At 60.9% G+C, this 21,724-nt stretch carries 20 protein-coding genes; 10 read left to right on the forward strand and 10 right to left on the reverse strand.

Going from position 1 to position 21,724, the window contains the following annotated elements; genetic code table 11:
- Window positions 1-195 precede the first annotated feature (195 nt).
- The 3 genes from CPter91_RS15545 (at window position 196) to CPter91_RS15555 (ending at window position 2,599) form a co-directional block, all read left to right on the forward strand.
- Window positions 196-1,011, forward strand: a complete 816-nt coding sequence (locus CPter91_RS15545; protein WP_061941800.1) for an ABC transporter substrate-binding protein — start codon at window positions 196-198, stop codon at window positions 1,009-1,011.
- 113 nt (window positions 1,012-1,124) lie between these two features.
- Window positions 1,125-1,883, forward strand: coding sequence for an amino acid ABC transporter permease (locus tag CPter91_RS15550; protein ID WP_061941802.1), 759 nt, complete (start codon window positions 1,125-1,127; stop codon window positions 1,881-1,883).
- Window positions 1,884-1,885: 2 nt separating this feature from the next.
- Window positions 1,886-2,599 (forward strand): amino acid ABC transporter permease, encoded by a 714-nt coding sequence (locus CPter91_RS15555; protein ID WP_061946303.1) that lies wholly within the window; start codon window positions 1,886-1,888, stop codon window positions 2,597-2,599.
- Here CPter91_RS15555 and CPter91_RS15560 read toward each other — a convergent pair.
- Window positions 2,581-2,922, reverse strand: a complete 342-nt coding sequence (locus CPter91_RS15560; RefSeq protein ID WP_082792871.1) for a helix-turn-helix domain-containing protein — start codon at window positions 2,920-2,922, stop codon at window positions 2,581-2,583. The genes CPter91_RS15555 and CPter91_RS15560 overlap by 19 nt on opposite strands.
- Window positions 2,919-3,281, reverse strand: coding sequence for a type II toxin-antitoxin system RelE/ParE family toxin (locus tag CPter91_RS25790; RefSeq protein WP_082792872.1), 363 nt, complete (start codon window positions 3,279-3,281; stop codon window positions 2,919-2,921). Before CPter91_RS25790 ends, CPter91_RS15560 begins: the two co-directional genes overlap by 4 nt.
- Before the next feature lie 154 nt (window positions 3,282-3,435).
- On the opposite strand from CPter91_RS25790, the gene imuA reads away from it, so the two are divergent.
- Genes imuA through CPter91_RS15580 form a run of 3 tightly spaced genes read left to right on the forward strand, consistent with a single transcriptional unit; the run spans window position 3,436 to window position 8,833 of the window.
- A complete protein-coding gene (imuA, locus tag CPter91_RS15570) occupies window positions 3,436-4,215 on the forward strand; it encodes a translesion DNA synthesis-associated protein ImuA (protein ID WP_061941805.1) in 780 nt (259 codons plus the stop codon).
- Window positions 4,148-5,638 (forward strand): Y-family DNA polymerase, encoded by a 1,491-nt coding sequence (locus tag CPter91_RS15575; protein WP_061941806.1) that lies wholly within the window; start codon window positions 4,148-4,150, stop codon window positions 5,636-5,638. Before imuA ends, CPter91_RS15575 begins: the two co-directional genes overlap by 68 nt.
- 18 nt (window positions 5,639-5,656) lie before the next feature.
- Window positions 5,657-8,833 (forward strand): error-prone DNA polymerase, encoded by a 3,177-nt coding sequence (locus CPter91_RS15580; protein WP_061941808.1) that lies wholly within the window; start codon window positions 5,657-5,659, stop codon window positions 8,831-8,833.
- Window positions 8,834-8,845: 12 nt separating this feature from the next.
- On the opposite strand, the gene CPter91_RS15585 is transcribed toward CPter91_RS15580, so the two are convergent.
- From CPter91_RS15585 to CPter91_RS15595, 3 genes are all read right to left on the reverse strand, one after another.
- Complete coding sequence (locus CPter91_RS15585) at window positions 8,846-10,216, reverse strand: MFS transporter (RefSeq protein ID WP_061946305.1); 1,371 nt, start codon at window positions 10,214-10,216, stop codon at window positions 8,846-8,848.
- 95 nt (window positions 10,217-10,311) lie between these two features.
- The gene (locus CPter91_RS15590) at window positions 10,312-10,941 is read right to left on the reverse strand and encodes a glutathione S-transferase family protein (RefSeq protein ID WP_061941809.1); all 630 of its coding nucleotides are present in this window, start codon (window positions 10,939-10,941) and stop codon (window positions 10,312-10,314) included.
- A gap of 53 nt (window positions 10,942-10,994) precedes the next feature.
- The gene (locus CPter91_RS15595; RefSeq protein ID WP_061941811.1) at window positions 10,995-11,708 is read right to left on the reverse strand and encodes an HAD family hydrolase; all 714 of its coding nucleotides are present in this window, start codon (window positions 11,706-11,708) and stop codon (window positions 10,995-10,997) included.
- Window positions 11,709-11,835: 127 nt separating this feature from the next.
- Between CPter91_RS15595 and CPter91_RS15600 the strand changes: the two genes are divergently transcribed.
- On the forward strand, window positions 11,836-12,258 hold the full coding sequence (locus CPter91_RS15600) for an ACT domain-containing protein (protein ID WP_061941813.1): 423 nt from the start codon (window positions 11,836-11,838) through the stop codon (window positions 12,256-12,258).
- A gap of 22 nt (window positions 12,259-12,280) precedes the next feature.
- Here CPter91_RS15600 and rarD read toward each other — a convergent pair whose 3' ends face one another.
- The 5 genes from rarD to gltS all read right to left on the reverse strand — a co-directional run bounded on the left by rarD (window position 12,281) and on the right by gltS (window position 15,712).
- The gene (gene rarD, locus CPter91_RS15605; RefSeq protein WP_061941815.1) at window positions 12,281-13,189 is read right to left on the reverse strand and encodes an EamA family transporter RarD; all 909 of its coding nucleotides are present in this window, start codon (window positions 13,187-13,189) and stop codon (window positions 12,281-12,283) included.
- A 37-nt stretch (window positions 13,190-13,226) separates the two neighbouring features.
- Window positions 13,227-13,430 (reverse strand): hypothetical protein, encoded by a 204-nt coding sequence (locus tag CPter91_RS15610; protein ID WP_061941816.1) that lies wholly within the window; start codon window positions 13,428-13,430, stop codon window positions 13,227-13,229.
- Window positions 13,431-13,547: 117 nt separating this feature from the next.
- On the reverse strand, window positions 13,548-13,796 hold the full coding sequence (locus CPter91_RS15615; protein ID WP_061941818.1) for a DUF1272 domain-containing protein: 249 nt from the start codon (window positions 13,794-13,796) through the stop codon (window positions 13,548-13,550).
- Between the two features lie 25 nt (window positions 13,797-13,821).
- The gene (locus CPter91_RS15620) at window positions 13,822-14,301 is read right to left on the reverse strand and encodes an OsmC family protein (protein WP_061941820.1); all 480 of its coding nucleotides are present in this window, start codon (window positions 14,299-14,301) and stop codon (window positions 13,822-13,824) included.
- Window positions 14,302-14,506: 205 nt separating this feature from the next.
- Window positions 14,507-15,712, reverse strand: a complete 1,206-nt coding sequence (gene gltS / locus CPter91_RS15625) for a sodium/glutamate symporter (protein WP_061941822.1) — start codon at window positions 15,710-15,712, stop codon at window positions 14,507-14,509.
- A 963-nt stretch (window positions 15,713-16,675) separates the two neighbouring features.
- On the opposite strand from gltS, the gene CPter91_RS15630 reads away from it, so the two are divergent.
- The 3 genes from CPter91_RS15630 to CPter91_RS15640 all read left to right on the forward strand — a co-directional run bounded on the left by CPter91_RS15630 (window position 16,676) and on the right by CPter91_RS15640 (window position 21,679).
- On the forward strand, window positions 16,676-17,947 hold the full coding sequence (locus tag CPter91_RS15630; RefSeq protein WP_236905828.1) for a glycosyl hydrolase family 18 protein: 1,272 nt from the start codon (window positions 16,676-16,678) through the stop codon (window positions 17,945-17,947).
- A gap of 129 nt (window positions 17,948-18,076) precedes the next feature.
- A complete protein-coding gene (locus CPter91_RS15635) occupies window positions 18,077-19,333 on the forward strand; it encodes an alginate lyase family protein (RefSeq protein WP_061941824.1) in 1,257 nt (418 codons plus the stop codon).
- Between the two features lie 63 nt (window positions 19,334-19,396).
- Window positions 19,397-21,679, forward strand: a complete 2,283-nt coding sequence (locus tag CPter91_RS15640) for a carbohydrate-binding protein (protein WP_061941826.1) — start codon at window positions 19,397-19,399, stop codon at window positions 21,677-21,679.
- The last annotated feature ends 45 nt before the right edge of the window (window positions 21,680-21,724 follow it).

Genomic DNA, 21,724 nt, shown 5'->3' on the forward strand with positions numbered 1-21,724 from the left:
GTGATTATTTTCCTTATTCTAACGATGTTTCGCTTCATGCCTGTCGCTCACCCCGACATCGCTCGCAAACTTGTAATAATCAAATGCGACTTTGATCGTTCACGCAGCGATTTTGTTTTGTTAATCTGCCCTGCATGGTGAACTATTTTTATAGCTGCCAGATCAACGGGAACATCAACCAGGGACCAGAACAATATGAAATCAACTGCCATTTTATTCGCCAGCCTGACGCTGCTGTCGGGCCTGGCCCATGCCGACAAGCTGGACGACATCAAGAAAGCCGGCGTGCTGCGCGTCGCCACTTTCGACGGCAATCCGCCGTTCGGTTTTGTCGACCAGAAGACCAATAAAATCATCGGCCTGGATGTCGACTACGCCAACGCCGTCGCCAAGAAACTCGGCGTCAAGGTCGAGCTGGTGCCGACCAATCCGGCTAACCGGATTCCTCTGCTGGCCTCAGGCAAAGTCGACCTGGTGTTCGCCAACTTCACCATCAATCCCGAGCGCGCCCAGGTGATCGACTTCAGCATCCCCTATTTCGCTTCCGGCCAGCAGTTCCTGAGCAAGAAAGGCGTACTGAAGAGCGCTTCGCAGATTCCTGAACTGCGCATCGGCACCGACAAAGGCACCACCATGGAAACCACCTTGCGCGAGAAATATCCGGCCGCCAAGGTCGTGCTGTACGACGACACGCCGTTTGCCCTGGCCGCCCTGCGCAACGGCAACGTGCAGGCGATCACTCAAGATGGCTCGAAGCTGATTGCGCTGCTGGCCAATATCCCGGACAAGGAAAAATATGAAATCCCGGCGTTCGCCATTTCCGAAGAATACGAAGGCGTCGGCGTACCCAAGGGCGAGACCCGGCTGGTGAACACGCTCAACGATACCTTGCGCGAATTTGAAAAAGACGGTACCGCCCTCAAGATCTACGACAAATGGTTCGGCCCTGACAGCAAATCGCCGCTGCCGCGCTTGTTCAAGATCGGCGACACCAAGGTGAGCCAGAACTGATCCTTCTGCTGCGATTTTCTCCTGCTCTCTGTCTTGCACTGGCGGTCTTTGCCGACCGCCAGTGTTTTTTTGTTCCTGGCCGTTAAGGGCCGGTGCCTGGCTGTAAAGTAAACATGTCTGAGTTTCAATCGCTGCTGGGGCAGGCGCTGGCCCCCAAATACCTGGGCTGGCTGGTGGACGGCTTGTGGATGACGCTGCACGTTTCCGCCGTAGTCGCCCTGCTCTCCACCTTGCTTGGCATCATGATCGCCGCTGCGCGTTCCAGCGAACGCCGCTGGCTGACGCTACCTGCCGCTGTTTTTCTTGCTGTGTTCCGCAATACACCGTTGCTGGTGCAATTGTTCTTCTGGTACTTCGGCATCTCCAGCCTAATGCCTGAAGATTCAACAGAGTGGCTGAATACGGTGCATAGCTTGGCACTCGGCCGCTATCTGACGCTAAGTTGGCCATCCTTCGAGCTGCTGTGCGCCATCGTCGGCCTGAGCCTGTATTCCGCCGCCTATGTCAGCGAAGAAATCCGCGCCGGCATGCGTGGCGTCGCCGCAGCCCAGCAACTGGCGGGCGCTGCACTCGGCCTGACGCGCTGGCAGGTGCTGCGTTACGTGGTCCTGCCGCAAGCGCTGCGGATCGCTCTGCCGCCGCTGCTGGGGCAATACATGAACATCGTCAAGAATACCTCGCTCACCATGGCCATAGGCCTGGCCGAGCTGTCCTATACTTCGCGCCAGGTGGAGGCGCAGACCTTCAAGACTTTCCAGGCTTTCGGCGTGGCGACCTTGTTTTATGTCGCAGTGATCGCCGTGCTGGAAATGCTTGGGCAATTGCTGCAACGGCGCCGGCGCTTGGCCATGACTGGAAGCGCGAGGCGATGAGCATGCAACTCAGCGTCTTGACGGACAACCTGCCTTATCTGTTGTGGGGCGCCTATCCAGACGGGCCGCTGGGCGGCGCTGCCTTGACGGTGTTGCTGAGCCTGGGCTCGGCGCTGGCGTCGGCGGCGCTGGGACTGTTGCTGGGGATAGCCTTGTCGATGTCGCGCGGCCTTCTCAATTTCATGCTGACGGCAGTGATCGGATTTTTCCGGGCAATTCCGGTGCCGATGCTGATTTTCTGGACCTATTTTCTGTTGCCGGTTGTGTTTCATGTGGATGTGCCGGGGGTGTTGTCGGTGATGTGCGCCTTGGCGCTGATCGGCGGCGCTTATCTGGCGCATTCGGTGCATGCGGGGATCAGCGGCATCGGCGCTGGCCAGTGGAGTGCGGGCTTGTCGCTGGGGATGACGCGGGTGGCGGTGTTGCAGCATATCGTGCTGCCGCAGGCTTTGCAGATGATGTTGCCGTCTTTCGTTAATCAGTGGGTGACCTTGATCAAGGATAGTTCGCTGGCGTATATCGTCGGGGTCGGCGAGTTGTCATTCGTGGCGGCGCAGGTCAATAGCCGGGTGATGATTTATCCGGCAGAGATATTCATGTTCATTGGCTTGATTTATTTTCTGCTGTGTTCGGGGTTGGGGTGGTTTGCACATTGGGTGGCGGGCTATTTTCGCCCGGCCCAGGATGGGCGCTTGCGTCAGGCCACCACTACCTGAGTGTGGCCGATTGCGTTCCGGCCGGTTTTCTTCACCACGATGTCGACGTCACGGCCTAGACGGTTCAAGCACTCCACCATCTTGGCCTGGCTGATGCCTCTGAATTTTCCTCGCAGCATTTCCGAGAGCTTGGGTTGGGGCATTCCCAACAGTTCGGCGGCTCTCTGCTGAGTCAAGTGCCGGCTCTTGATGATTTGTGCGATTTCATGAGCCAGCTTGGCCTTGACGAGCATCTCTTCGGCATCAGGGAAGCCCAGGTCGGCATAGGGATTGTCGCTGCCGATTTCAATATCGATGCCATTAAAAGTAACTTTCTGATTCACTCTCTGCTCCTTTGCATTGCAATTACAGTTTTCAATCGCGTTCGAATCAAATCCATATCCGGCTTGGGTGTGGCGCTACCGCTAACGGACTTTTTCTGAAAACAATGCAGTACGTAAAGCTCCTCGACACAACGTACTGTGCATATGGCGCGATATGTATCCCCCTGGCAGTCTTCTACTATTTCCAGGACACCTGCGCCGCCAAAGCCTTTCAACGGCTTGGCCTGATCGTGCTTACTGCCGATTTGGGCCAAATGCAGCGCATAACCAAAAGCAGCCTGAACTTCTACCGGCATCTCACCCAAATCTTTTTTCGCTGATCCAACCCAGCGCAAAGGCCGTAAAAAAGAAGATATCATGAATTATACCCAAACGTAGATAAAATGCGCCCCCAGCGTTCAGCAATCAATACGCAGAGCAATCTGGATTGACTAACAGCAGATTGAATTTATACTGTATATACATACAGTATAATATTTACTCTCATAAGCTTGGACCTAATTCCATTTCGTCATGCCTCTCCCTGCCAGCGCCTCATCCAGCCTCGCCGCTGCGGTCCAGTCGGTTGTTTCGACCTTGCCGCATGCCTTGTGGCGGGCGGATCAGATGGGGGTTTATCAGGGGGCGGTCACGACTACTGGCTATGCGGCGCTGGATCGGGAATTGCCGAATGGCGGCTGGCCGCACTCGGCGCTGATCGAACTGCTGCTGCATCAGAGCGGCTGCGGCGAGATGCGGCTGCTGCAGCCGGCTTTGCTGCAGATTGCCCAGCAGCGGCGGATCGTGCTGTTGCAGCCGCCGCATTTGCCGCAGCTGGCAGCCTGGGAGAACGCCGGACTGGCGAGCGAGAAATTGCTGTGGATCAAGACCGGGCGCAGCGTCGATGCGCTGTGGTCGGCGGAACAGGTTTTGCGCAACGGCAGTTGCGGTGCGCTGCTGATGTGGCAATCGCATGTCCGTGGCGAAGCCTTGCGGCGGCTGCATCTGGCGGCGCAAGCCAGCGACACCCTGCTGTGGATGATCCGGCCGCTCAGCGCCGCCCACGAATCGTCGCCCTCGCCTCTGCGCCTGTCCTTGCAGCCTGCGCGCAACGGCGTCGAGATCCAGCTGCTCAAGCGCAAAGGGCCTCAGCATGAACATGCTTTCTACCTGCCGCTGCCGGCCATCGTTCCCGCAACCGATGCGGTTGCGCCCATTCTGACAACTCCTTCGGCAACACCTCTCCATGGCACTCTGGATCGGCATACATCTCCCGCTATTGGCGCTGGAAACCTTGCGTCCGCGCTGGTCTAAGCCCTGCATGTTCGCGGTGCTGGAACATGAGCAGGTGCTGGCCATGAGCGCCAGTGCGGCCGCCGCCGGCGTGCGGCCGGGCATGCGCCGCGGCGGCGTGCTGGCGCTGGCGCCGGAAACCCTGCTGTGCGAACGCGATGCAGGGCGTGAGCAAGGCGCGCGCGACGATATCGCGCTGACCTTGCTGCAATACACGCCGGAAGTCGCGCATGCCGAAGAAGACTCGCTGCTGCTTGATGTCAGTGCCAGCCTGAGCGCTTTCGGCGGCCGCCTGGCGCTATGCCGCCGCATCCGCGACAGCGTCCAGGCGCTCGGCTTCAGCCTCCAGCTCAGCATGGCGCCGACTGCCCAGGGCGCATGGCTGCTGGCGCGCTACCGGCGCCGCCATCGCCGCCCTCCCTTGCCACGGCAACGGCGCAGCCTCGGCATGGCCAGCATGCAGCGCCGGCTGGATGCGCTGCCGTTCGTGATCTTGCCGGCGGCCCGCCCCTACCAGGAATGGCTGATCGGCATCGGCTGCCAGACCCTGGCCGATCTGCGCAAGCTGCCGCGCGCCGGCTTGCAGCGGCGCAGCGACCAGCAACTGCTGGCCAGCCTGGACCGCGCCTACGGCACGGCGCCGGAAATCTTCGACTGGGTGCAGCCGCCGCAGACTTTTTCAGCATGGCTGGAGCTGCCGGACCGCATTGAACATGCCGAGGCAGTGCTGTTTGCCGCGCGCCGCCTGATCTTGCAGATGACGGGCTGGCTGGTGGCGCAGCAGCTGGCGGTCTCCTGCTTCCGGCTGTCGCTGGAACACGAACGCGGCCGCCAGGCGATTGCGCCGACGCCGCTGGAAATTTCCCTGGCCGAAGCCGCCTGGCATGAAGAACATCTGCTGCGCCTGCTGAAAGAACGGCTGGGCCGCCTGCAGCTTGAGGCGCCGGTGATCGCCTTGCGCCTGCAAGCCATGCAGGTAGTCCCCATGCTGCCGCCGACCGCTTCGCTGTTTCCCGAACCGGGCGGCACGCCAGGCGCCTACGCACGCTTGCTGGAACTGCTAAGCGCACGACTGGGCAGCGAGAATGTGTTGCAGCCCGCAGCCCAGGCCGATTACCGTCCGGAAATCGCGAATGCCTGGCAAGCCGCGGCCGCCCAAGGCCTCCGAACGCCGCAGGAAAACAGGCGCGCACTCTCGCCTGCGCGTCCATTCTGGTTGCTGCAGGCGCCACTAGCCTTGGCGGTACGCAATCACCGGCCCTTCTACAGCTCGCCTTTGCGGCTGCTAGCCGGTCCTGAACGCATCGAATGCAGCTGGTGGGATGGCGTTGCCGCAGTGCGCGATTATTTCATCGCGGAAGGCGACGACGCTGCTTGCTACTGGATCTACCGGCAGCGCAGCGGCGATGACATTTACTGGTTCCTGCATGGCTTGTTCGCCTGATGACGGGGATGCAAAACCATGGATGAAATCAGCGGCTCGCCCACCCTCATTCTGCCGGGCTCGCTACCGGAATACGCCGAGCTGCAATGCGTGTCCAATTTCAGCTTCCTGCGCGGCGCCTCGCATCCCGAGGAGTTGGTGGAACGCGCCGCCCAGCTCGATTACCGGGCGCTGGCGCTGACCGATGAATGTTCGCTAGCCGGCGTGGTGCGCGCTCATGTGGCAGCCAAAGCACATGGCTTGCAGCTGCTGATCGGCAGTCAGTTCCAGCTACATGCCACCGACGGCAGCCCGGCCTTTTCCTTGATTGCGCTGGCCCAGAACCGCGAAGGCTACGGCAACCTGTCGGAACTCATCACGCTGGCACGCAGCCGCGCCGGCAAAGGCCATTATCTGCTGACGCCGCAGGACCTGGACACCCCCAACGCCGAGCACGCTCACCTGCGCCAGCTGCCCGACTGCCTGCTGATCCTGCTGCCCGCGCATGGCATAGACAGCGCTACGCTGATGCCGCAGGCGGCCTGGCTGCGCGCCAATTTTCCGGATCGCTGCTGGCTCGGCCTGACCTTGCTGCACCAGGCTGGCGACGAACGGCAACGCGCTGTCGTCGAGCAGGTGGCGCAGGTGCAAGGCTTGCCGGTAGTAGCCACCGGCGATGTCTGCATGCACCGGCGTTCACGCAAGCCGCTGCAGGATACGATGACGGCGATCCGCATCGGCAAGCCGGTTGCCGCCTGCGGCTATGCGTTCGCGCCCAACGCCGAGCAGCACCTGCGCGCGCGGCTGCGGCTGGCTAACCTGTATCCGGCGGCGGCGCTGGCGGCCAGCGTCGAAATCGCCAGCAAGTGCAGCTTCTCGCTGGATGAGCTGCGCTATGAATACCCGGATGAAGTGGTCCCCGCCGGTCACAGCGCCGCCAGCTACCTGCGCCAGCAGACCTACCTCGGCGCGCGGCGGCGCTACGCCGATGCCATTCCGGCGGCGGTGCAGAACCAGCTGGAAGACGAGCTGGAGATCATCCATGCGTTGAATTACGAATCCTATTTCCTGACGGTGTATGACATTGTCCAGTTCGCCCGCAGCAAGGATATCCTGTGCCAGGGCCGCGGCTCGGCGGCGAATTCAGCGGTATGCTACTGCCTCGGCATCACCGAGGTCGATCCCTCCCGCAGCACCTTGCTGTTCGGCCGCTTCATCAGCAAGGAGCGCGACGAACCGCCCGACATCGACGTCGATTTCGAGCATCAGCGGCGCGAAGATGTGATCCAGTACATCTATGAAAAATACGGCCGCCGTCGCGCCGCCCTGACCGCTGTGGTGATCAGTTACCGGCCGCGCAGCGTGCTGCGCGATGTCGGCAAGGCGCTCGGGGTCGATCCGGGCCTGGTCGACCAGGTCGCCAAGTCGCAGCGCTGGTGGGACGACAAGCAGCAGCTGCAAAAGAACTTCAGCGCACTGGGCATAGATCCCGATACGCCGATCGCCGAACACTGGGCCGAGCTGTCGCATACCCTGATGGGTTTTCCGCGCCACTTGTCGCAGCATCCGGGCGGCTTCGTGATCTCGCGCGGCAAACTGTCGCGGCTGGTGCCTATCGAGAACGCGGCGATGCCGAACCGCAGCGTGGTGCAATGGGATAAGGACGACCTCGATGCGCTGCGCATCCTCAAGGTCGATGTGCTGGCGCTGGGCATGCTGTCGATGCTGCAGCGGGCGCTGGCGATGGTCTCGCACCAGCGCGGCGCGTCCTTTGAAATGCAGGATATTCCGCGTGAAGATCCCGCCACCTACGAAATGATTCGCAAGGCCGACACGATAGGCGTGTTCCAGATCGAAAGCCGGGCACAAATGAGCATGCTGCCGCGCCTCAAGCCAAAGGAATTCTATGACCTGGTGATCCAGGTCGCCATCGTCCGGCCCGGGCCGATCCAGGGCGGCATGGTGCATCCCTATCTGAAAAACCGGAAAAAGAAAGCGGAAGAGATCGACTACCCCAGCCCGGAATTAAAAGTAGCCTTGAAGCGCACGCTCGGCATACCGATTTTCCAGGAGCAAGTGATGCAGATTGCCGTCATCGCCGCCGGCTTCACCCAGGGGGAAGCGGACGATCTGCGCCGTTCAATGGCGGCCTGGAAGCGCAAAGGCGGGCTGGAAAAATTCGAGCGCAAGCTGATCGACGGCATGGTCGCAAAAGATTATAAAAAAGATTTCGCCGAAGCCATTTTCAAGCAGATCCAGGGCTTCGGCGAATACGGTTTCCCGGAAAGCCACGCCGCCAGTTTCGCCTTGCTGGCCTACGCCAGCTCCTGGCTCAAATGCCACGAACCGGAAGCCTTCCTGGCGGCGCTGCTGAACAGCCAGCCGATGGGATTTTATTCCCCTTCACAGCTGGTGCAGGACGCGCGCCGGCATGGCGTCGAGGTGCTGCCGGTGGATATCAACCGCAGCAACTGGGAAGCCGCGCTGGAGCCCGTTGCCGGATCGGCACGGCTGGCAGTCAGGCTGGGATTCAGCCTGGTGCGCGGCCTGAGTTTTGATCACATCGAAGCAATCGAAGCGGCGCGCGCAGTGCGCCCCTTCAGCGACCTCCAGGATATGGCTTTACGCGCTGGCCTCAGGCGCGACCAGCTGCAGGCGCTGGCCGCCGCCGGCTCGCTGGCGCCGCTCTCCGGCAACCGTCGCCAGGCCTTGTGGCAAGCGCTGGTCAGCGCGCCCGAAAAAGGCCTGCTCAAGCCAGCCCAGATCAACGAGGAAGACTTGCTGCTGGCACCGCCGGGCGAGGCAGAAAATATCCTGCACGACTACCACACGCTGGGCTTGACCCTGGGCCGCCATCCGCTGGCGCTGCTGCGAGAAAACCTGAGCGCCAGGCGCTTCCTGCCCGCCGATGTGTTGAATACCTTTGCCGACGGCCAGCTGGCGCGCGGCTGCGGCATCGTCACGGTGCGCCAGCGCCCCGGCACGGCCAAGGGCGTGGTGTTCGTCACCCTGGAAGACGAGACCGGCACCGTCAACGTGATCGTCTGGCCGGACCTGGTCGAGCGCCAGCGCAAGGAATTGCACCGAGCGAACCTGATGGGCGTGTACGGCGTCTGGCAAAGCCATGACGGCGTCAGCCACCTGGTGGCGAAACGGCTAGTCGACCTGTCGCCGCTGCTGGGCAAACTGGACACCAGCAGCCGCGACTTCCATTGACAGGCGGGCGCCTTATTTTTGCTGCGGCATGTGCATATGGTCAGGATGGGCGTCGAGCATCAGGTCGATGCCGGCACCCGGATCTTCGCTGCCGTCTTCCTGCACCGCCACCGCGCGCTGCAAGCCTTCTTCATGTGCCAGGTCGCGCTTGCGCTGCCAGTTCACCGCCGCCAGCCCGCCCACGCCCAACACCGCCAGGCAAGCCGCCGGCACCAGCATCGGCGTCACATTGCTGTGGGTAAGCTTGCCGACATAGGGCATCAGGTTCTGGCCGAAGAAGCCGCCCAGGTTGCCGATCGAATTGATGGCGGCGATGCTGGCCGCTGCCCGCGCGCCCTGGAAGAATTTGGGCGGCAAGGACCAGAAGCAGGGATACAGCAAGGTGATGCAAGCGCCGCCGACTACCAGCGCGCCAAAGCGCAGCACATTGGAATCCAGCAGCGCGCTGGAGGCGAAGCACACCAGCCCCAGCAAGCCGATCACGGCGATCGCCTTATACACCACGCGGTCATGCCGCAATTTCCCCGGCAACCACAGCAACAGCAACACTGCCAAACCCCACGGGATCATGTTGAGCAGGCCGTTAATGGTGGAGCTGACGCCAAAGCCCTTGACCAGCGTCGGCAGCCAGTAGGTGACGCCGTACAGCGAGGTCGACATCAGCATGTAGGTGGCGGCAAACATCAGCACGCGCAGGTCCCACAAGGCCGCCAACGGATTGCCGTGGGTGGCGTTGGGCGGCGCATCGCGCAGCATCATGTCGTTCAGCTTGGCTTTCTGCGCCGCCGACAAGAACTTGGCTTCATCGATGGAACCCGGCAGGTACAGCATCACCACCAGCGTCAGCAGCACCGCCGGCAGGCCGGTGGCGATAAACACCCATTGCCAGCCTTCCAGTCCCAGCGTGCCGTTCAGGTTCAGCAGCAAGCCGCCGACCAGCGCCCCCAGCATGTTGGCCAGCGCGCTCCCCAGCGTAAACACGCCCAGCACGCGGGTCCGGTATATCTGCGGGAACCACAAGGTGATGTAGTAAATCACGCCAGGATAGAAGCCCGCTTCGGCCACCCCCAGCATGAAGCGCAGTATGTAGAACATCGGCAGCGAACTGGTGAAGCCCAGCAGTATCGTCACCGCGCCCCAGGTGAACATGATGCGCGCCAGCCAGACCCGGGCGCCGTATTTGTGCAGGGCCAGCGTGCTGGGGATTTCAAACAGCAGGTAGCCGATGAAAAACAGGGAAGCGCCCAGGCCATAGGCCGCCTCGCTCATGTGCAAGGCATGCACCATGTCCAGCTTGGCGAAGCCGACGTTCTGGCGGTCGATGAACGACACCAGGAACATCACGATCAGCAATGGCATCAGACGCCACGCCACTTTTTTCATCAACTGGTCTTCAGACAGCTCGCTGTTTGACTGCACGATGGTTCTCCATTTTTGTGTGAAGCCGTCGTCTGTGGCGACGGCTGGGGTGTTGTAGTTCAGCCAGGCCAGTGGCGCTGCCACACCGGCGCTACCCTGGGATGGGTTTCTATGCTTTCGATCAGCACCAGGAAAGCCGGCCTGGCCGTAGCCAGATGCGTGCGCGCGCCTGACCATTTGGACACCACGGCCGCCAGCAGATCGAGTGCGCCGGGCTCGGCGCCGCCCAGGAACGGGCTAGCCACATAAGTATCGGCAAAAATTTCCCAGTAGTTGTACAGGCGCTCGCGCGCCCCTTGCCGTATCTGTTCCTTGACCGCTTCATCGGCATTCACGCACCAGCGCTCCGGATAATCGATCACACCGATAGCGGCATAGCAGTTAGCCGCGATAAACACCAGGCCGCGGATAGCCTGGGCGCGCTGCGCCTCGTCATCGGGTAATAGTCGGCTGGCCGGATGGCTGAGTCCGAGATGCAACAGGATCGCCGCGCTTTCGGTCAGCACGCTGCCATCCGCCAACTGCAAGGTAGGAATCTGTTTGAGCGGGTTGCACTGCTGCAGCTGGTCGACTGCTGAGCCGGGTTCCCAGGAAGCGGCTTCGACCAGGCGGTAAGACTGTGCGGTCAGCTCCAGGGCGATTTCCACCACGGCCGAGCCGCAGCCCTTGAAGCCATAGAGTGTGTACATGGGTCCCCGCGTTCTATCTCTTGGAAGATAAATTCTAACAGGGAGTGGCGTCCTCAGGTCGCCGGAATCTTGGCGGCTGGCGGCGCTTCCAGTCCCATTGCATGCGACACCCGCCCGCAAAACTCTTCCGGCGTACGGGAAATGATCTCTTCCGGCACGCTGAATTTCTTGATCAGGCGCTTGTGGCTCTCAAAACCATAGGACACCATGAAGGGATGCATGCCGGAGCCGATCGCCGCCAGGTAATCCTTGTGCTCGTCGCCGCAGATGTAGGCGCGCGCCGGATTGATGTCCATGCGCTCTCGGATCGAGCGGAATTCCTGCATTTTTTCCATATGCAGCGGCACATGGGCGAAAAAATCAAAGCTGTCGAGATCGATATCATGGCGCCGGAACAGCAGCCGCAGCGTCTGCTCCGGATCGTTGGTCATGTTGCGTGTCACCAGGCCGACCACGATATCGGGCGCGGCGATCAGGCTGTGCACCAGTTCCGCGATGCCGGGATAGAGCCGGGCTTCTTCCCGGTAAACCTCGGTCAGGGTCGCGATCAGCTGCTTGCGGTTCTGCTTGCCGATCTGCTTTTTCAGGTTGGAGGGAAACTCTTTCAGGCCGCCCAGGTATTTGAACAGGCGGCGCCGCTTCTGGAATCGTTCTTCATCGCCAAGCTCCATGCCGTGGCGGGAAAAAGTCTTGTCGATGGCGCTGTAGGCGTCGATGGTGGTGCCGTCTGCATCGAGAATGATTAATCGCTTGTTGTTTTTGTACATTGTCTATCCGTCAGGGAGAAGCAGCAATTCTTGACGTCAACATATAGCAGTCTTATGACAGCACGATGACTTCCGTCGCCAGGCTGTCAGGTATGATAGCGGCTCGCCAACGCTATCCTCCCCGACCATGAGCGCCATCACCGATCTCGACATCCTGCTCGGCTCCATGAGCCCGTGCGCCAGCGACGGCCAATTCGTCTTCTGCTGCATCGCCGATGGCCGCTACGGCATGCATGCCGAGCTGGCGCCGGTCGCCTCGTTCCAGGAACAGGAAGGCTTGACGCTGGTCCTGCCGCAGCAGGCAGCCGAGCGTGCCGGCCTGGCCTACGAAGGGGTGTTCGCCATGATTACCCTGAATGTCCATTCCAGCCTGGCGGCCGTCGGCCTGACCGCCGCGGTGGCGGCTGAACTGACCAAAGCCGGCATCAGCGCCAATGTGCTGGCCGCCTGTTTTCACGATCACATCTTCGTGCCGGCCGCACGCGCCGGCGAGGCGCTGGCCGCCTTGAACGCGCTGGCGCAGCGCCATGCCGCCAACCGTGCCGGATAAGGTGCTGCGCTAGCGCTCCAATTCAGGTGCGCCGCAGCGCCCTTTCCTTCTGCAACAGGCGCACGCTGTGCACGGCTGTAAGCGCTACCGCGCACCAGATCGGGATATACGTCAGCAACTGGCCCGGCGCTAAAGCTTCGCCCAGGAACACCAGCGCGACACCGACCAGCAGCACCGGCTCGACATAGCCGAGGATGCCGAACAAGGCCATCGGCAGCAGCCGGCTGGCGCCCAGGTAAAGGCCCAGCGCCACCGTGCTGAGCAAACCGAGGCCGGGCAGCAGCAACAGCCACAGGCCGGACTGCTGCGCAACCAGCGCCAAGGAATCGCGCGCATACAGCATGGCGGCGGCAAACGGCAGCAGCAAGGCGATTTCGAGGACGAAGCCCGCCACCGGATCGGCATTGATCTTGCGCCGCAGGATAAAGTAAGGGGGATAGCCGAGCGCCACCACCAGGGTCGGCCAGGCAAAGCTGCGCGTCATCCACAGCTCATGCAGCACGCCCACCAAGGCGCAGGCCACCGCCAGCCATTGGAAGACATCGAGCCGTTCGTGATAATAGAAGCGGCCGACCAGCACCATGCTCAAGGGCAGCAGGAAATAGCCGAGCGATACTTCCAGCGCGCGCCCATGCAGCGGCGCCCACAGGAAAATCCAGAGTTGCACGCCGAGCAGGGACGCCACGATCAGCAGCATCAGGCAAGTCAGCGGTTCGCGCCGCAAACGCTGCAGCAGCTCGCGCGCCTGCGGCCAGCGCCGCCGCAAGAACAGCAGCGCCAGCGCGCCGGGCAGCGTCCACACCACGCGCCAGGCAAAGATATCCAGGCCATCGAGCGGCGCCAGCAGCTTGGCATAACCAGACAGCAAGGCGAACAGCATCGCGGCGCCGACCGAAAGACCGATACCGCGCCCTATCTGGTGCTGGCTCATACCGCACAGCTCCGCGCCGCCGGCTTGGCCGCGAGGTTCAATCGGCCAACGCTTCTTTGGCAGCCTGCTCCGGTGTCAAGCCGTCATAAAACTGGTCGGTAAACCATTCCACCTGTTCTTCGATATGTTCCTGTGCCTGCTCCAGCGTTGCGCCGCCGGCCACCAGGAAGCCTTCTACTTCGATACACCAGTTGATCAGAGCCAGCGTTTCCGGATCCAGCTCTTCATTCTTCTTTGCCATTGTTTTTCCAATCTAAACCATCTTGTTATGGCAGTCTGACAACAAAGCCGCCCGGGCCTCGGCGCCGGCGGCAAGTTCTCTGCCGCCGGTATTTTACTCTCCTCCGGGTCTAATGCTTCAGGATGGACTTTGGCAGGGCTGCTCGCGCAAATATCTCTCGCTCGAGGCGGGATGGCGCGCCAGCATGGCCGGCGGCCGGATCGGACGGGCGGCGAAATTGCCGCCGCAATTCGGGCATACGCCTTTGAGCAGTTGCTCGGCGCAGGCCGCACAGAACGTGCATTCATAGGTGCAGATGCGCGCGTCCGCCGATTCAGGCGGCAGGTCGCGGTCGCAGCATTCGCAATTCGGTTTCAGCAACAGCATGGCAATCCTCTTTTTTTGACGTCTCTTATCCGGCCTGATGGCTCCAGCTGCCCTTGATCGTGATCTCGCTCTTGACCGAGCGAGCCAGGAAGCACTCTTCATGCGCCTTGTGGTGCAGCTGCTCCAGCGCCGCATCGTCCGGCACCTTGGCGCCGGCGAAAGTCACGACCGGCAGCAGTTCCACCAGCGCCACCCAGCTCTTGCCGTCGGCGCCTCGCTGCATATGGCCCTGGGCTTGGTCGACATAGCGTTCGACCAGATAGCCGGCGCTTCTGGCGATATCCAGGAACCACAGCATGTGGCAACTGGACAGCGCGGCGACATAGGCCTCCTCGGGATCGACATTGGCCGGATCCGACAAGGGCACCCTGACCACATGCGGCGAACTGGAGGCCGGCACCACTGCGCCGCCGTCGAAACGCCACTGATGGGCGCGGCTGTAGCGGTTATCGACAAAGGCGGCGGCGCCCCGTTCCCATGCGACGGTGGCGATGTGGGTAGACATGAATTCTCCTTGGTTTGGGATTGCCTGGAAGTTTTTTTGCGAGGTCCTGTAGCGTATCTGGACGGCCCCCGAATGATATATCTTCACGGCAATTTTTGAAAAGATTTCTCTCGTCAAAAATAACAAACAAGGATGCAGAAGCAAGGCAAAACGAAGACAGTCAGGCGGGGCGACCGGCAATGCCGGCGCCCCGCTGCGAGATGGGTTAGTTATAAATCGGCAAAGCCAGAAACAGCTTGATCACAATCGCGTTGGCGATATCGATGAAGAACGCACTCACCATCGGCACCACCAGGAATGCCAGCGGGGACGGACCGAAGCGGTCGGTCACTGCCTGCATGTTGGCGATCGCGGTCGGTGTCGCACCCAGGCCGAAACCGCAATGGCCGGCTGCCAGTACTGCCGCATCGTAGTTCTTGCCCATGACGCGGAAGGTCACGAATACCGCATAAGCCGCCATCGCCACCGCCTGCACCGCCAGGATCAGCAGCACCGGCAAGGCCAGCGATGCCAGGTCCCACAAACGCAGGCTCATCAACGCCATCGCCAGGAACAGCGACAGGCTGACATTGCCCAGCACCAGGATGGCGCGCTCGAAAATCTTGTAGCCGATCAGCAGCGACAAGCCGTTGCTCAATACCACGCCGACAAACAGGACACAGACAAAGGTCGGCAGCTCAAACGCCGTGCCATTCAGCTGGTTGGCGATCAGGGTGCCGGCCGACAGGCTGACGGCAATCAGGGCCAGCGCTTCGATGAAGGCTTGCGGCGTAATCAGCTGCTCCGCCTTGGGTTGCTCGAAGCTCAGCGGCGTATGGTCGGCAGGCGCCTTCTGCACGCTCGGCAATTTGACGCGCTTGACCAGGAAACCGGCCACCGGACCGCCGATCAGGCCACCCAGCACCAGGCCGAAAGTGGCGCAAGCGATCGCGATCTCAGTCGCCGCGACCAGGCCATGACGCTCGGAAAACACCTTGCCCCAGGCTGCGCCGGTGCCGTGGCCGCCCGACAAGGTAACCGACGCGCCCAGCAAGCCGATCAGCGGGTCGAGCCCCATCAACTTGGCCATGCCGATGCCGATCGCGTCCTGCAGGACCAGCAAGCCCACCACCACACCGAGGAACAAGGCCAAGGTGCGGCCGCCGGCTTTCAGGCTGGCGAGATTGGCGTTCAAGCCGATGGTGGCGAAGAAAGCCAGCATCAGCGGTCCTTGCAAGGTATTGTCGAATTGCACCTGGACACTGGAAAAACTGCGCAAGCCGAACAGCAGCAAGGCCACCAGCAAGCCGCCCACCACCGGTTCGGGAATGCTATAGGTTCTTAGCAGCGAGGACGAAGATACCAGCTTGCGTCCCAACAGCAAGACCAGCGATGCTGCGACTAATGTTTCCAGGGTATCCAAGTTAATCATCTATTTCCTTTCGTTTCTTACACATATATCGACGCCGCGATGGCCCTTTGCAGGAAAGCCTTCAATGCTAAGGCGGCCGCAAGGCAGCTTGCGGCCGCCCTGAACCGGGAGGCATCTCCTTAAATTCGGCACACAATTGCCTTGTGGAAATAGTTAAGAATAACGTATTGCCGTTTGCATCGCTTACACCACAAATTATTTCGGTGCAGGGCCGCGCCGGGGAGAAGGCAGAAATGCCAGGATTGCCAGGATTGCCAATTAAGATCAATGACACGCCTCAAACGCATGGTTTGCGCTTGGCAAAAAAAAGCCGGGCCAATATTGTCATAAATTTATTAGCAAGACAATATCAAATTCCGTGCGCAGCGCGGTAATACGGAAAGTCTGCATCCCTTCTTTTTCGCTCACCTGCAGTCTGATTGCCAGTCAAAATCCGTCGGCATGTCGTGCGATCACTAATTAAAAAAGCAATTAATCACTAATCTTTAAAGAGACTTAGCGAGAACCACCCGCGTATTTCATCCAGTCACCTCCTTATATTTGGCCATTTCCTCCTGATTCCGAAAAAATAGCAGCAAGGCCACTTGCGAAAACAACAGGTCCGATGACTTAAATAAAAACCAATCCAAACAAAGGTTTATGAGCGCATTTGAAAAACCCGGATAAGAGCAATATTTTTATATGCTAATACCACTTTGATACAGGTTGACAACCACTTTTCGGGTCCCTAAAGTCCATCAACAAGACGTTTCCACATGGAAATTTCGCAGTCTCGTATCCGGCTTCTGCGATCTCATTGCAACGGCATCTCGGCGCTAACCCGAAACTTCGCGAACACCTCGCGGACACCCGGCCCACCTCAGGCACGGTTGCTTGCGGCAGTTTTTGATCACGATTTCACATTGCGGCTCCAGGCAGCGCACCGCGCTGCACCAGCCGCTTCACCCTACCCAGGAGAAGAAATTGAAACTGAAACTGAAGATGATAAAAAGCTTGGCAAGCTGTCTTTCATATACCGCCCTGGCGGCGCATGGCGCCAGCTTGCAAGGTGTCGCAGGAGCCAGTGCGGCCAACACGCAAGCTGCCCCGAACGCCACGCCGGCAGCCAGCTGCCAGTACAGCACCTGGACCGCCGGCGTCAACTATGCGATCGGCGCCATCGTCCAATATCCGGCCAACGGCGCCTTCTACAAAGAGGTGAACGCGGGCACTAACGGCAGTGACGGCACCGATCCCACCATCAGCACCTGGTACTGGCAACCGACTACTTGCAGCGGCTCATCGACGCCGCCACCGTCGACCGGGCTCATCTACAGTCCGTACTTTTACTCCGGCGACACCGGCGGCGACCAGCTCAATACGGCGGTTACCGGCAGCTCGCAAACCTTGCTCAAAGCGATGCCGGCCAAACTGACAGCGGTGACCTGGGCGTTTGCCACCGGCAGCTGCGGCAGCGAAAACTGGAATGGCGTGTCGGCCGCGGCGTTTGCCAAGGCCAACGTGGCCAGCTTCGTCAGCGCCGGCAAGAAGTACATCGTCTCGACCGGCGGCGCCGGCGCCAATTTCACCTGCACCTCGGACGCCAATTTCACGAAATTCATCAAGACCTACTACAGCGCAAACCTGCTCGGCATCGACTTCGATATAGAAAACACCCAGACCCAGAGCGACATCAACAATCTGGTCGCGCGGGTGGCGGCGGCACAGGCGGCTTATCCGAACTTGCGCTACAGCTTTACGCTGGCGACAGACGGCGGCAATGAAAGCCAGAGTCTGGGCGACATGGGTGTGAAGGTGATGACAGCGATCCAGAATTACGGCTTGAAAAATTACACCGTGAACCTGATGACCATGGATTTCGCCAATTCCGGGCAAGAAAATTCCGCCCTGTGCACGCTCAACAGCAGCGGCAAATGCGATATGGGGCAATCGACCATCAGCGCCGCCGAGAGCTTGCACAATCATTGGAAAGTGCCCTACAGCCAGATCGAGGTGACCCCTATGATCGGCGGCAACGACAGCATCGCCGAAACCTTCACCCTGGCCGATGCCGCCACCGTCTCCAGCTATGCCCTTTCGAAAAAACTGGGCGGCGTGCATTTCTGGTCGTTCTCGCGCGACCGCGATTGTGCTCCGGCGAAATCGGACAACAACTCCTCCGATACCTGTAACAACTACGGCAAGGCTGGAACCCTGGGCTACACCAACAAGTTCCTCTCTGCGCTCGGTTTCTAAGCAACGCATTCATCGATTCCATCAGCGTGTCCATTCCCGGCAGCCAGCCGGGAATGGCAAGTCCTGTTTGCGCGCTGTTCCCCGCAGCGCTTCTCTGAAACTAGAAGCCTACTTTCGACTGGAGCCATCTTGGAAACCACTGCCGTCAAATATCTCGCCATCAGTGCAGCCTTTTCCCTCGCCAATGCGCTAGCCCTGAGCGGCTGCAGCTGGGCCGCAGCGCAGGAAAACGCCGCCAGTGCGGCTACCTTCAAACATCCCGGCGTGCTGGTCGACCTCGCCCGCCTGAACTACATCAAGAACCAGGTCAATGCCGGCGCCGAACCTTTTTCCTCGGCTTATGAAGCGGCGAAAAACACGGCGCAAGGCTCGCTCAGCTACCGGGTGCAAGGACCACCGGCCAGCCACGTGATCGAATGCGGCTCCGGCTCGGTGCCGGATCACGGCTGTTCGACCGAAGACAGCGATGCTGCGGCCGCCTACACCCAGGCCCTGCTGTGGTTCATCTCCGGCAACGCCACCTATGCCAAGAACGCCATCGCCATCATGAATACCTATGCGCGCAACCTGAGCGGCGGCCATACCGGCTCCAACGCGCCGCTGCAATCGGCATGGAGTGCCGAAAAATGGCCGGCGGCAGCGGAAATCATCCGTTACACCTATAGCGGCTGGGCAGCGGCCGATGTCGCGGCGTTTCAAAAAATGCTGACGTCACAGTACCTGCCCTATATCAACAACAACCAGGGCGCCGGCAAGAACGGCAACTGGGAACTGAGCATGATCGACGGTATGCTCGGCATCGCCGTCTTCACCGAAGACAAGGCGCTGTTCGCCTCGGCCACCGCCTTGTGGAAAAAATGGGTACCGGCCTATTTCTACAATTACGCGCAGGATGGCGGAAGCCCGGTGAAATTCAGCGGCAGCCCGAGCAACTGGAACGGACAGACCGTCTTCAACGCAGCCACCAGCGGCGTCTCGCAAGAGACCTGCCGCGACACCCAGCACGTTCAGCTTGGCATGGCGGCGACCTTCAATGGCGCCGAGACCGCGTATATCCAAGGCAGCGATCTGTACACGCCGATGCAGGCGCGCCTGACGACAACGCTGGAGTACCACGCACGCATGCTGCAAGGGGTGCGCAATACTTCGCAAACCGATAGCGTTCCGGTTCCCGCCGGTTTCCCCGGGCTGTGCGACGGCAGCTATATCCCGGTGCTGAAAGGTACCATGGAACGCGCCTACAACGCCTATCACAACCGGCTCGGCGTAGCCTTGCCGCAGACCTTGAAGCACCTGGTCAATGATGTGCGGCCGCAAGCCAGCCCGGACGATTTGCACGACGTGATCCTGGAAACCCTGACGCACGGCGGCAGCCCCGCAAAATGATGGCGGCCGCCGGAGTTGCGTTCTGCAACCCGCTGCCACGCGCAATCTAACCGACTGGAGAATATGTTGAACACTGACGCTCTCGGATATTTATTCAAGAACTTCACGCTGGCCCTTGCCGGCGCCGGCATCCTCAGCGCCTGTATCCTCAGCGCTTGCGGCGACGGCGGCAGCACCGCGGCCGGCAGCAGCGCAAAAAGCGCGGCTGCCGCCGCTATCGGCGCTCCTTACGGCGGCACGCCATGGGCGCTGCCGGGAACCATCGAAGCCGAGAACTTCGATAACGGCGGACAAAATGTCGGCTACTACAACGCTGCCAACAGCAACCAGGGCGGCCAGTACCGCGGCGCCGAAGGCATCGGCATCGAAGCTTCCAGCGACAGCGGCGCTGGTTACGACATCGGCTGGACTACCGCAGGCGAATGGCTCAACTACAGCGTCAACGTCGCGGCGGCCGGCAGCTATCCGTTGCAGGTGCGCGTCGCCAGCCTGGGCCAGGGCGGGAAATTCCATGTCAACGTGGACGGAGTGGCGGCAACTTCGCAGCTGACGATCCCGGATACCCAAGGCTGGCAGAATTGGCAAACGCTTTCCTCAAGCATCAACTTGACGGCCGGCCAGCACGTGATCCAGCTGTACATGGATAGCGCCGGCAGCAGCGGCGCGGTCGGCAATTTCAATTGGCTTGCGGTCGGCAGCGCCGCGCCTGACTTCGGCCCCAATGTCCTGGTCTTCGATCCCGGCATGCCGGCCGCCACCATCCAGGGCCGGCTCAACACCATCTTCAGTCAGCAGGAAAGCAATCAGTTCGGCAACGCCCGCTATGCCTTGCTGTTCAAGCCCGGCGCTTATAACGTTGACGTCAATGTCGGCTTCTACACTCAGGTGCTGGGGCTGGGCAATTCACCTGACGACGTCAATATCACAGGCGCGGTGCACGCCGAAGCCGACTGGGACAATGGCAACGCCACCCAGAATTTCTGGCGTGGCGCCGAGAACATCGCCGTCAGCCCGAGCGGCGGCCTGGATCGCTGGGCGGTATCGCAAGGCTCGCCGTTGCGCCGCATGCACATCAAGGGCAACCTGGCGCTGGATGACGGCGGCTGGTCCAGCGGCGGCTTCCTGGCCGATTCCAAAGTCGACGGCCAGGTCCAGTCGGGTGGCCAGCAGCAATGGTTTACCCGCAATTCGCAAATCGGCAGCTGGAGCGGCGCCAACTGGAACATGGTGTTCGCAGGGGTTGACGGCGCGCCCGGCGGCGTGGTCTGGCCGAATCCTCCGGACACCGTGCTGGGCAGCACGCCGCTGGTGCGCGAAAAACCCTTCCTCACCATCGACACCGCGGGCAACTATAACGTCTTCGTGCCGGCGCTGGCCAGCAACGGCCACGGCGCCAGCTGGACTAACGGCGCCGCAGCCGGGCAGTCGCTCGCCATCGGTAGTTTCTATATCGCCAAGGAAAGCAGCGATACCGCGGCCAGCATCAACGCAGCCCTGAGCCAGGGCAAGAATCTGATTCTGACGCCGGGCGTGTATCACCTCAACGACACCCTGCGCATCACGCGCTCCAACACCGTGGTGCTGGGCCTCGGCCTGGCGACGCTGCTGCCGGATAATGGCGTGGCGGCGATGTCGGTGGCCGATGTCGACGGCGTCAAGATCGCCGGCATCCTGTTCGATGCCGGTCCGGTCAGCTCGCCGGTCTTGCTCGAAGTCGGCCCTGCCGGAAGCAGTGCCAGCCATGCCGCCAATCCGACTTCCCTGCACGACCTGTTCTTCCGGATCGGCGGCGCAGCCGTGGGCAAGGCCGCGGTGGCCCTCAAGATCAACAGCAGCGACGTCATCGGCGACGATTTCTGGATCTGGCGCGCCGACCATACCTACGGCGTCGGCTGGAACAGCAACACCGCCGCCAACGGCCTCATCGTGAACGGCGCCAACGTCACCATCTACGGTTTGTTCGTCGAGCACTTCCAGCAATACCAGACGCTCTGGAACGGCAACGGCGGCCGCGTCTATTTCTACCAGAGCGAATTGCCCTACGATGTGCCGAACCAGAGTAGCTGGATGAACGGCAGCAAGAACGGCTACACCTCCTACAAGGTGGCCGATACAGTCACCAGCCATCAGGCATGGGGACTGGGCATCTACTGCTACTTCAGCAGCAACAGCAGCGTCAAGGTCTCGAGCGCCATCGAAGCGCCAGCCTCCGGCCTGAACGGCGCCATGTTCCATAACATGACCACGGTCTCATTGGGTGGCGGCGTCGGCGAGATCACGCATGTCATCAATCAATACGGCAACAGCGCCAACGCAGCATCCAGCGTGGTCCGGCTGGCGCAATAAAAACATGCAGGCTTACCTGCTCGGGGATGGTTTAGTCGACCAATG

The organism is Collimonas pratensis (assembly GCF_001584185.1).
Classification (GTDB): domain Bacteria; phylum Pseudomonadota; class Gammaproteobacteria; order Burkholderiales; family Burkholderiaceae_D; genus Collimonas; species Collimonas pratensis.

What these genes read in the sequence shown, in the direction of transcription:
- CPter91_RS15545 (WP_061941800.1), top strand. Translation starts at nt 196, where the DNA reads ATGAAATCAACTGCCATTTTATTCGCCAGCCTGACGCTGCTGTCGGGC.
- CPter91_RS15550 (WP_061941802.1), top strand. Translation starts at nt 1,125, where the DNA reads ATGTCTGAGTTTCAATCGCTGCTGGGGCAGGCGCTGGCCCCCAAATAC.
- CPter91_RS15555 (WP_061946303.1), top strand. Translation starts at nt 1,886, where the DNA reads ATGCAACTCAGCGTCTTGACGGACAACCTGCCTTATCTGTTGTGGGGC.
- CPter91_RS25790 (WP_082792872.1), bottom strand. Translation starts at nt 3,281, where the DNA reads ATGATATCTTCTTTTTTACGGCCTTTGCGCTGGGTTGGATCAGCGAAA.
- imuA (WP_061941805.1), top strand. Translation starts at nt 3,436, where the DNA reads ATGCCTCTCCCTGCCAGCGCCTCATCCAGCCTCGCCGCTGCGGTCCAG.
- CPter91_RS15575 (WP_061941806.1), top strand. Translation starts at nt 4,148, where the DNA reads ATGGCACTCTGGATCGGCATACATCTCCCGCTATTGGCGCTGGAAACC.
- CPter91_RS15580 (WP_061941808.1), top strand. Translation starts at nt 5,657, where the DNA reads ATGGATGAAATCAGCGGCTCGCCCACCCTCATTCTGCCGGGCTCGCTA.
- CPter91_RS15585 (WP_061946305.1), bottom strand. Translation starts at nt 10,216, where the DNA reads ATGAAAAAAGTGGCGTGGCGTCTGATGCCATTGCTGATCGTGATGTTC.
- CPter91_RS15590 (WP_061941809.1), bottom strand. Translation starts at nt 10,941, where the DNA reads ATGTACACACTCTATGGCTTCAAGGGCTGCGGCTCGGCCGTGGTGGAA.
- CPter91_RS15595 (WP_061941811.1), bottom strand. Translation starts at nt 11,708, where the DNA reads ATGTACAAAAACAACAAGCGATTAATCATTCTCGATGCAGACGGCACC.
- CPter91_RS15600 (WP_061941813.1), top strand. Translation starts at nt 11,836, where the DNA reads ATGAGCGCCATCACCGATCTCGACATCCTGCTCGGCTCCATGAGCCCG.
- rarD (WP_061941815.1), bottom strand. Translation starts at nt 13,189, where the DNA reads ATGAGCCAGCACCAGATAGGGCGCGGTATCGGTCTTTCGGTCGGCGCC.
- CPter91_RS15610 (WP_061941816.1), bottom strand. Translation starts at nt 13,430, where the DNA reads ATGGCAAAGAAGAATGAAGAGCTGGATCCGGAAACGCTGGCTCTGATC.
- CPter91_RS15615 (WP_061941818.1), bottom strand. Translation starts at nt 13,796, where the DNA reads ATGCTGTTGCTGAAACCGAATTGCGAATGCTGCGACCGCGACCTGCCG.
- CPter91_RS15620 (WP_061941820.1), bottom strand. Translation starts at nt 14,301, where the DNA reads ATGTCTACCCACATCGCCACCGTCGCATGGGAACGGGGCGCCGCCGCC.
- gltS (WP_061941822.1), bottom strand. Translation starts at nt 15,712, where the DNA reads ATGATTAACTTGGATACCCTGGAAACATTAGTCGCAGCATCGCTGGTC.
- CPter91_RS15640 (WP_061941826.1), top strand. Translation starts at nt 19,397, where the DNA reads ATGTTGAACACTGACGCTCTCGGATATTTATTCAAGAACTTCACGCTG.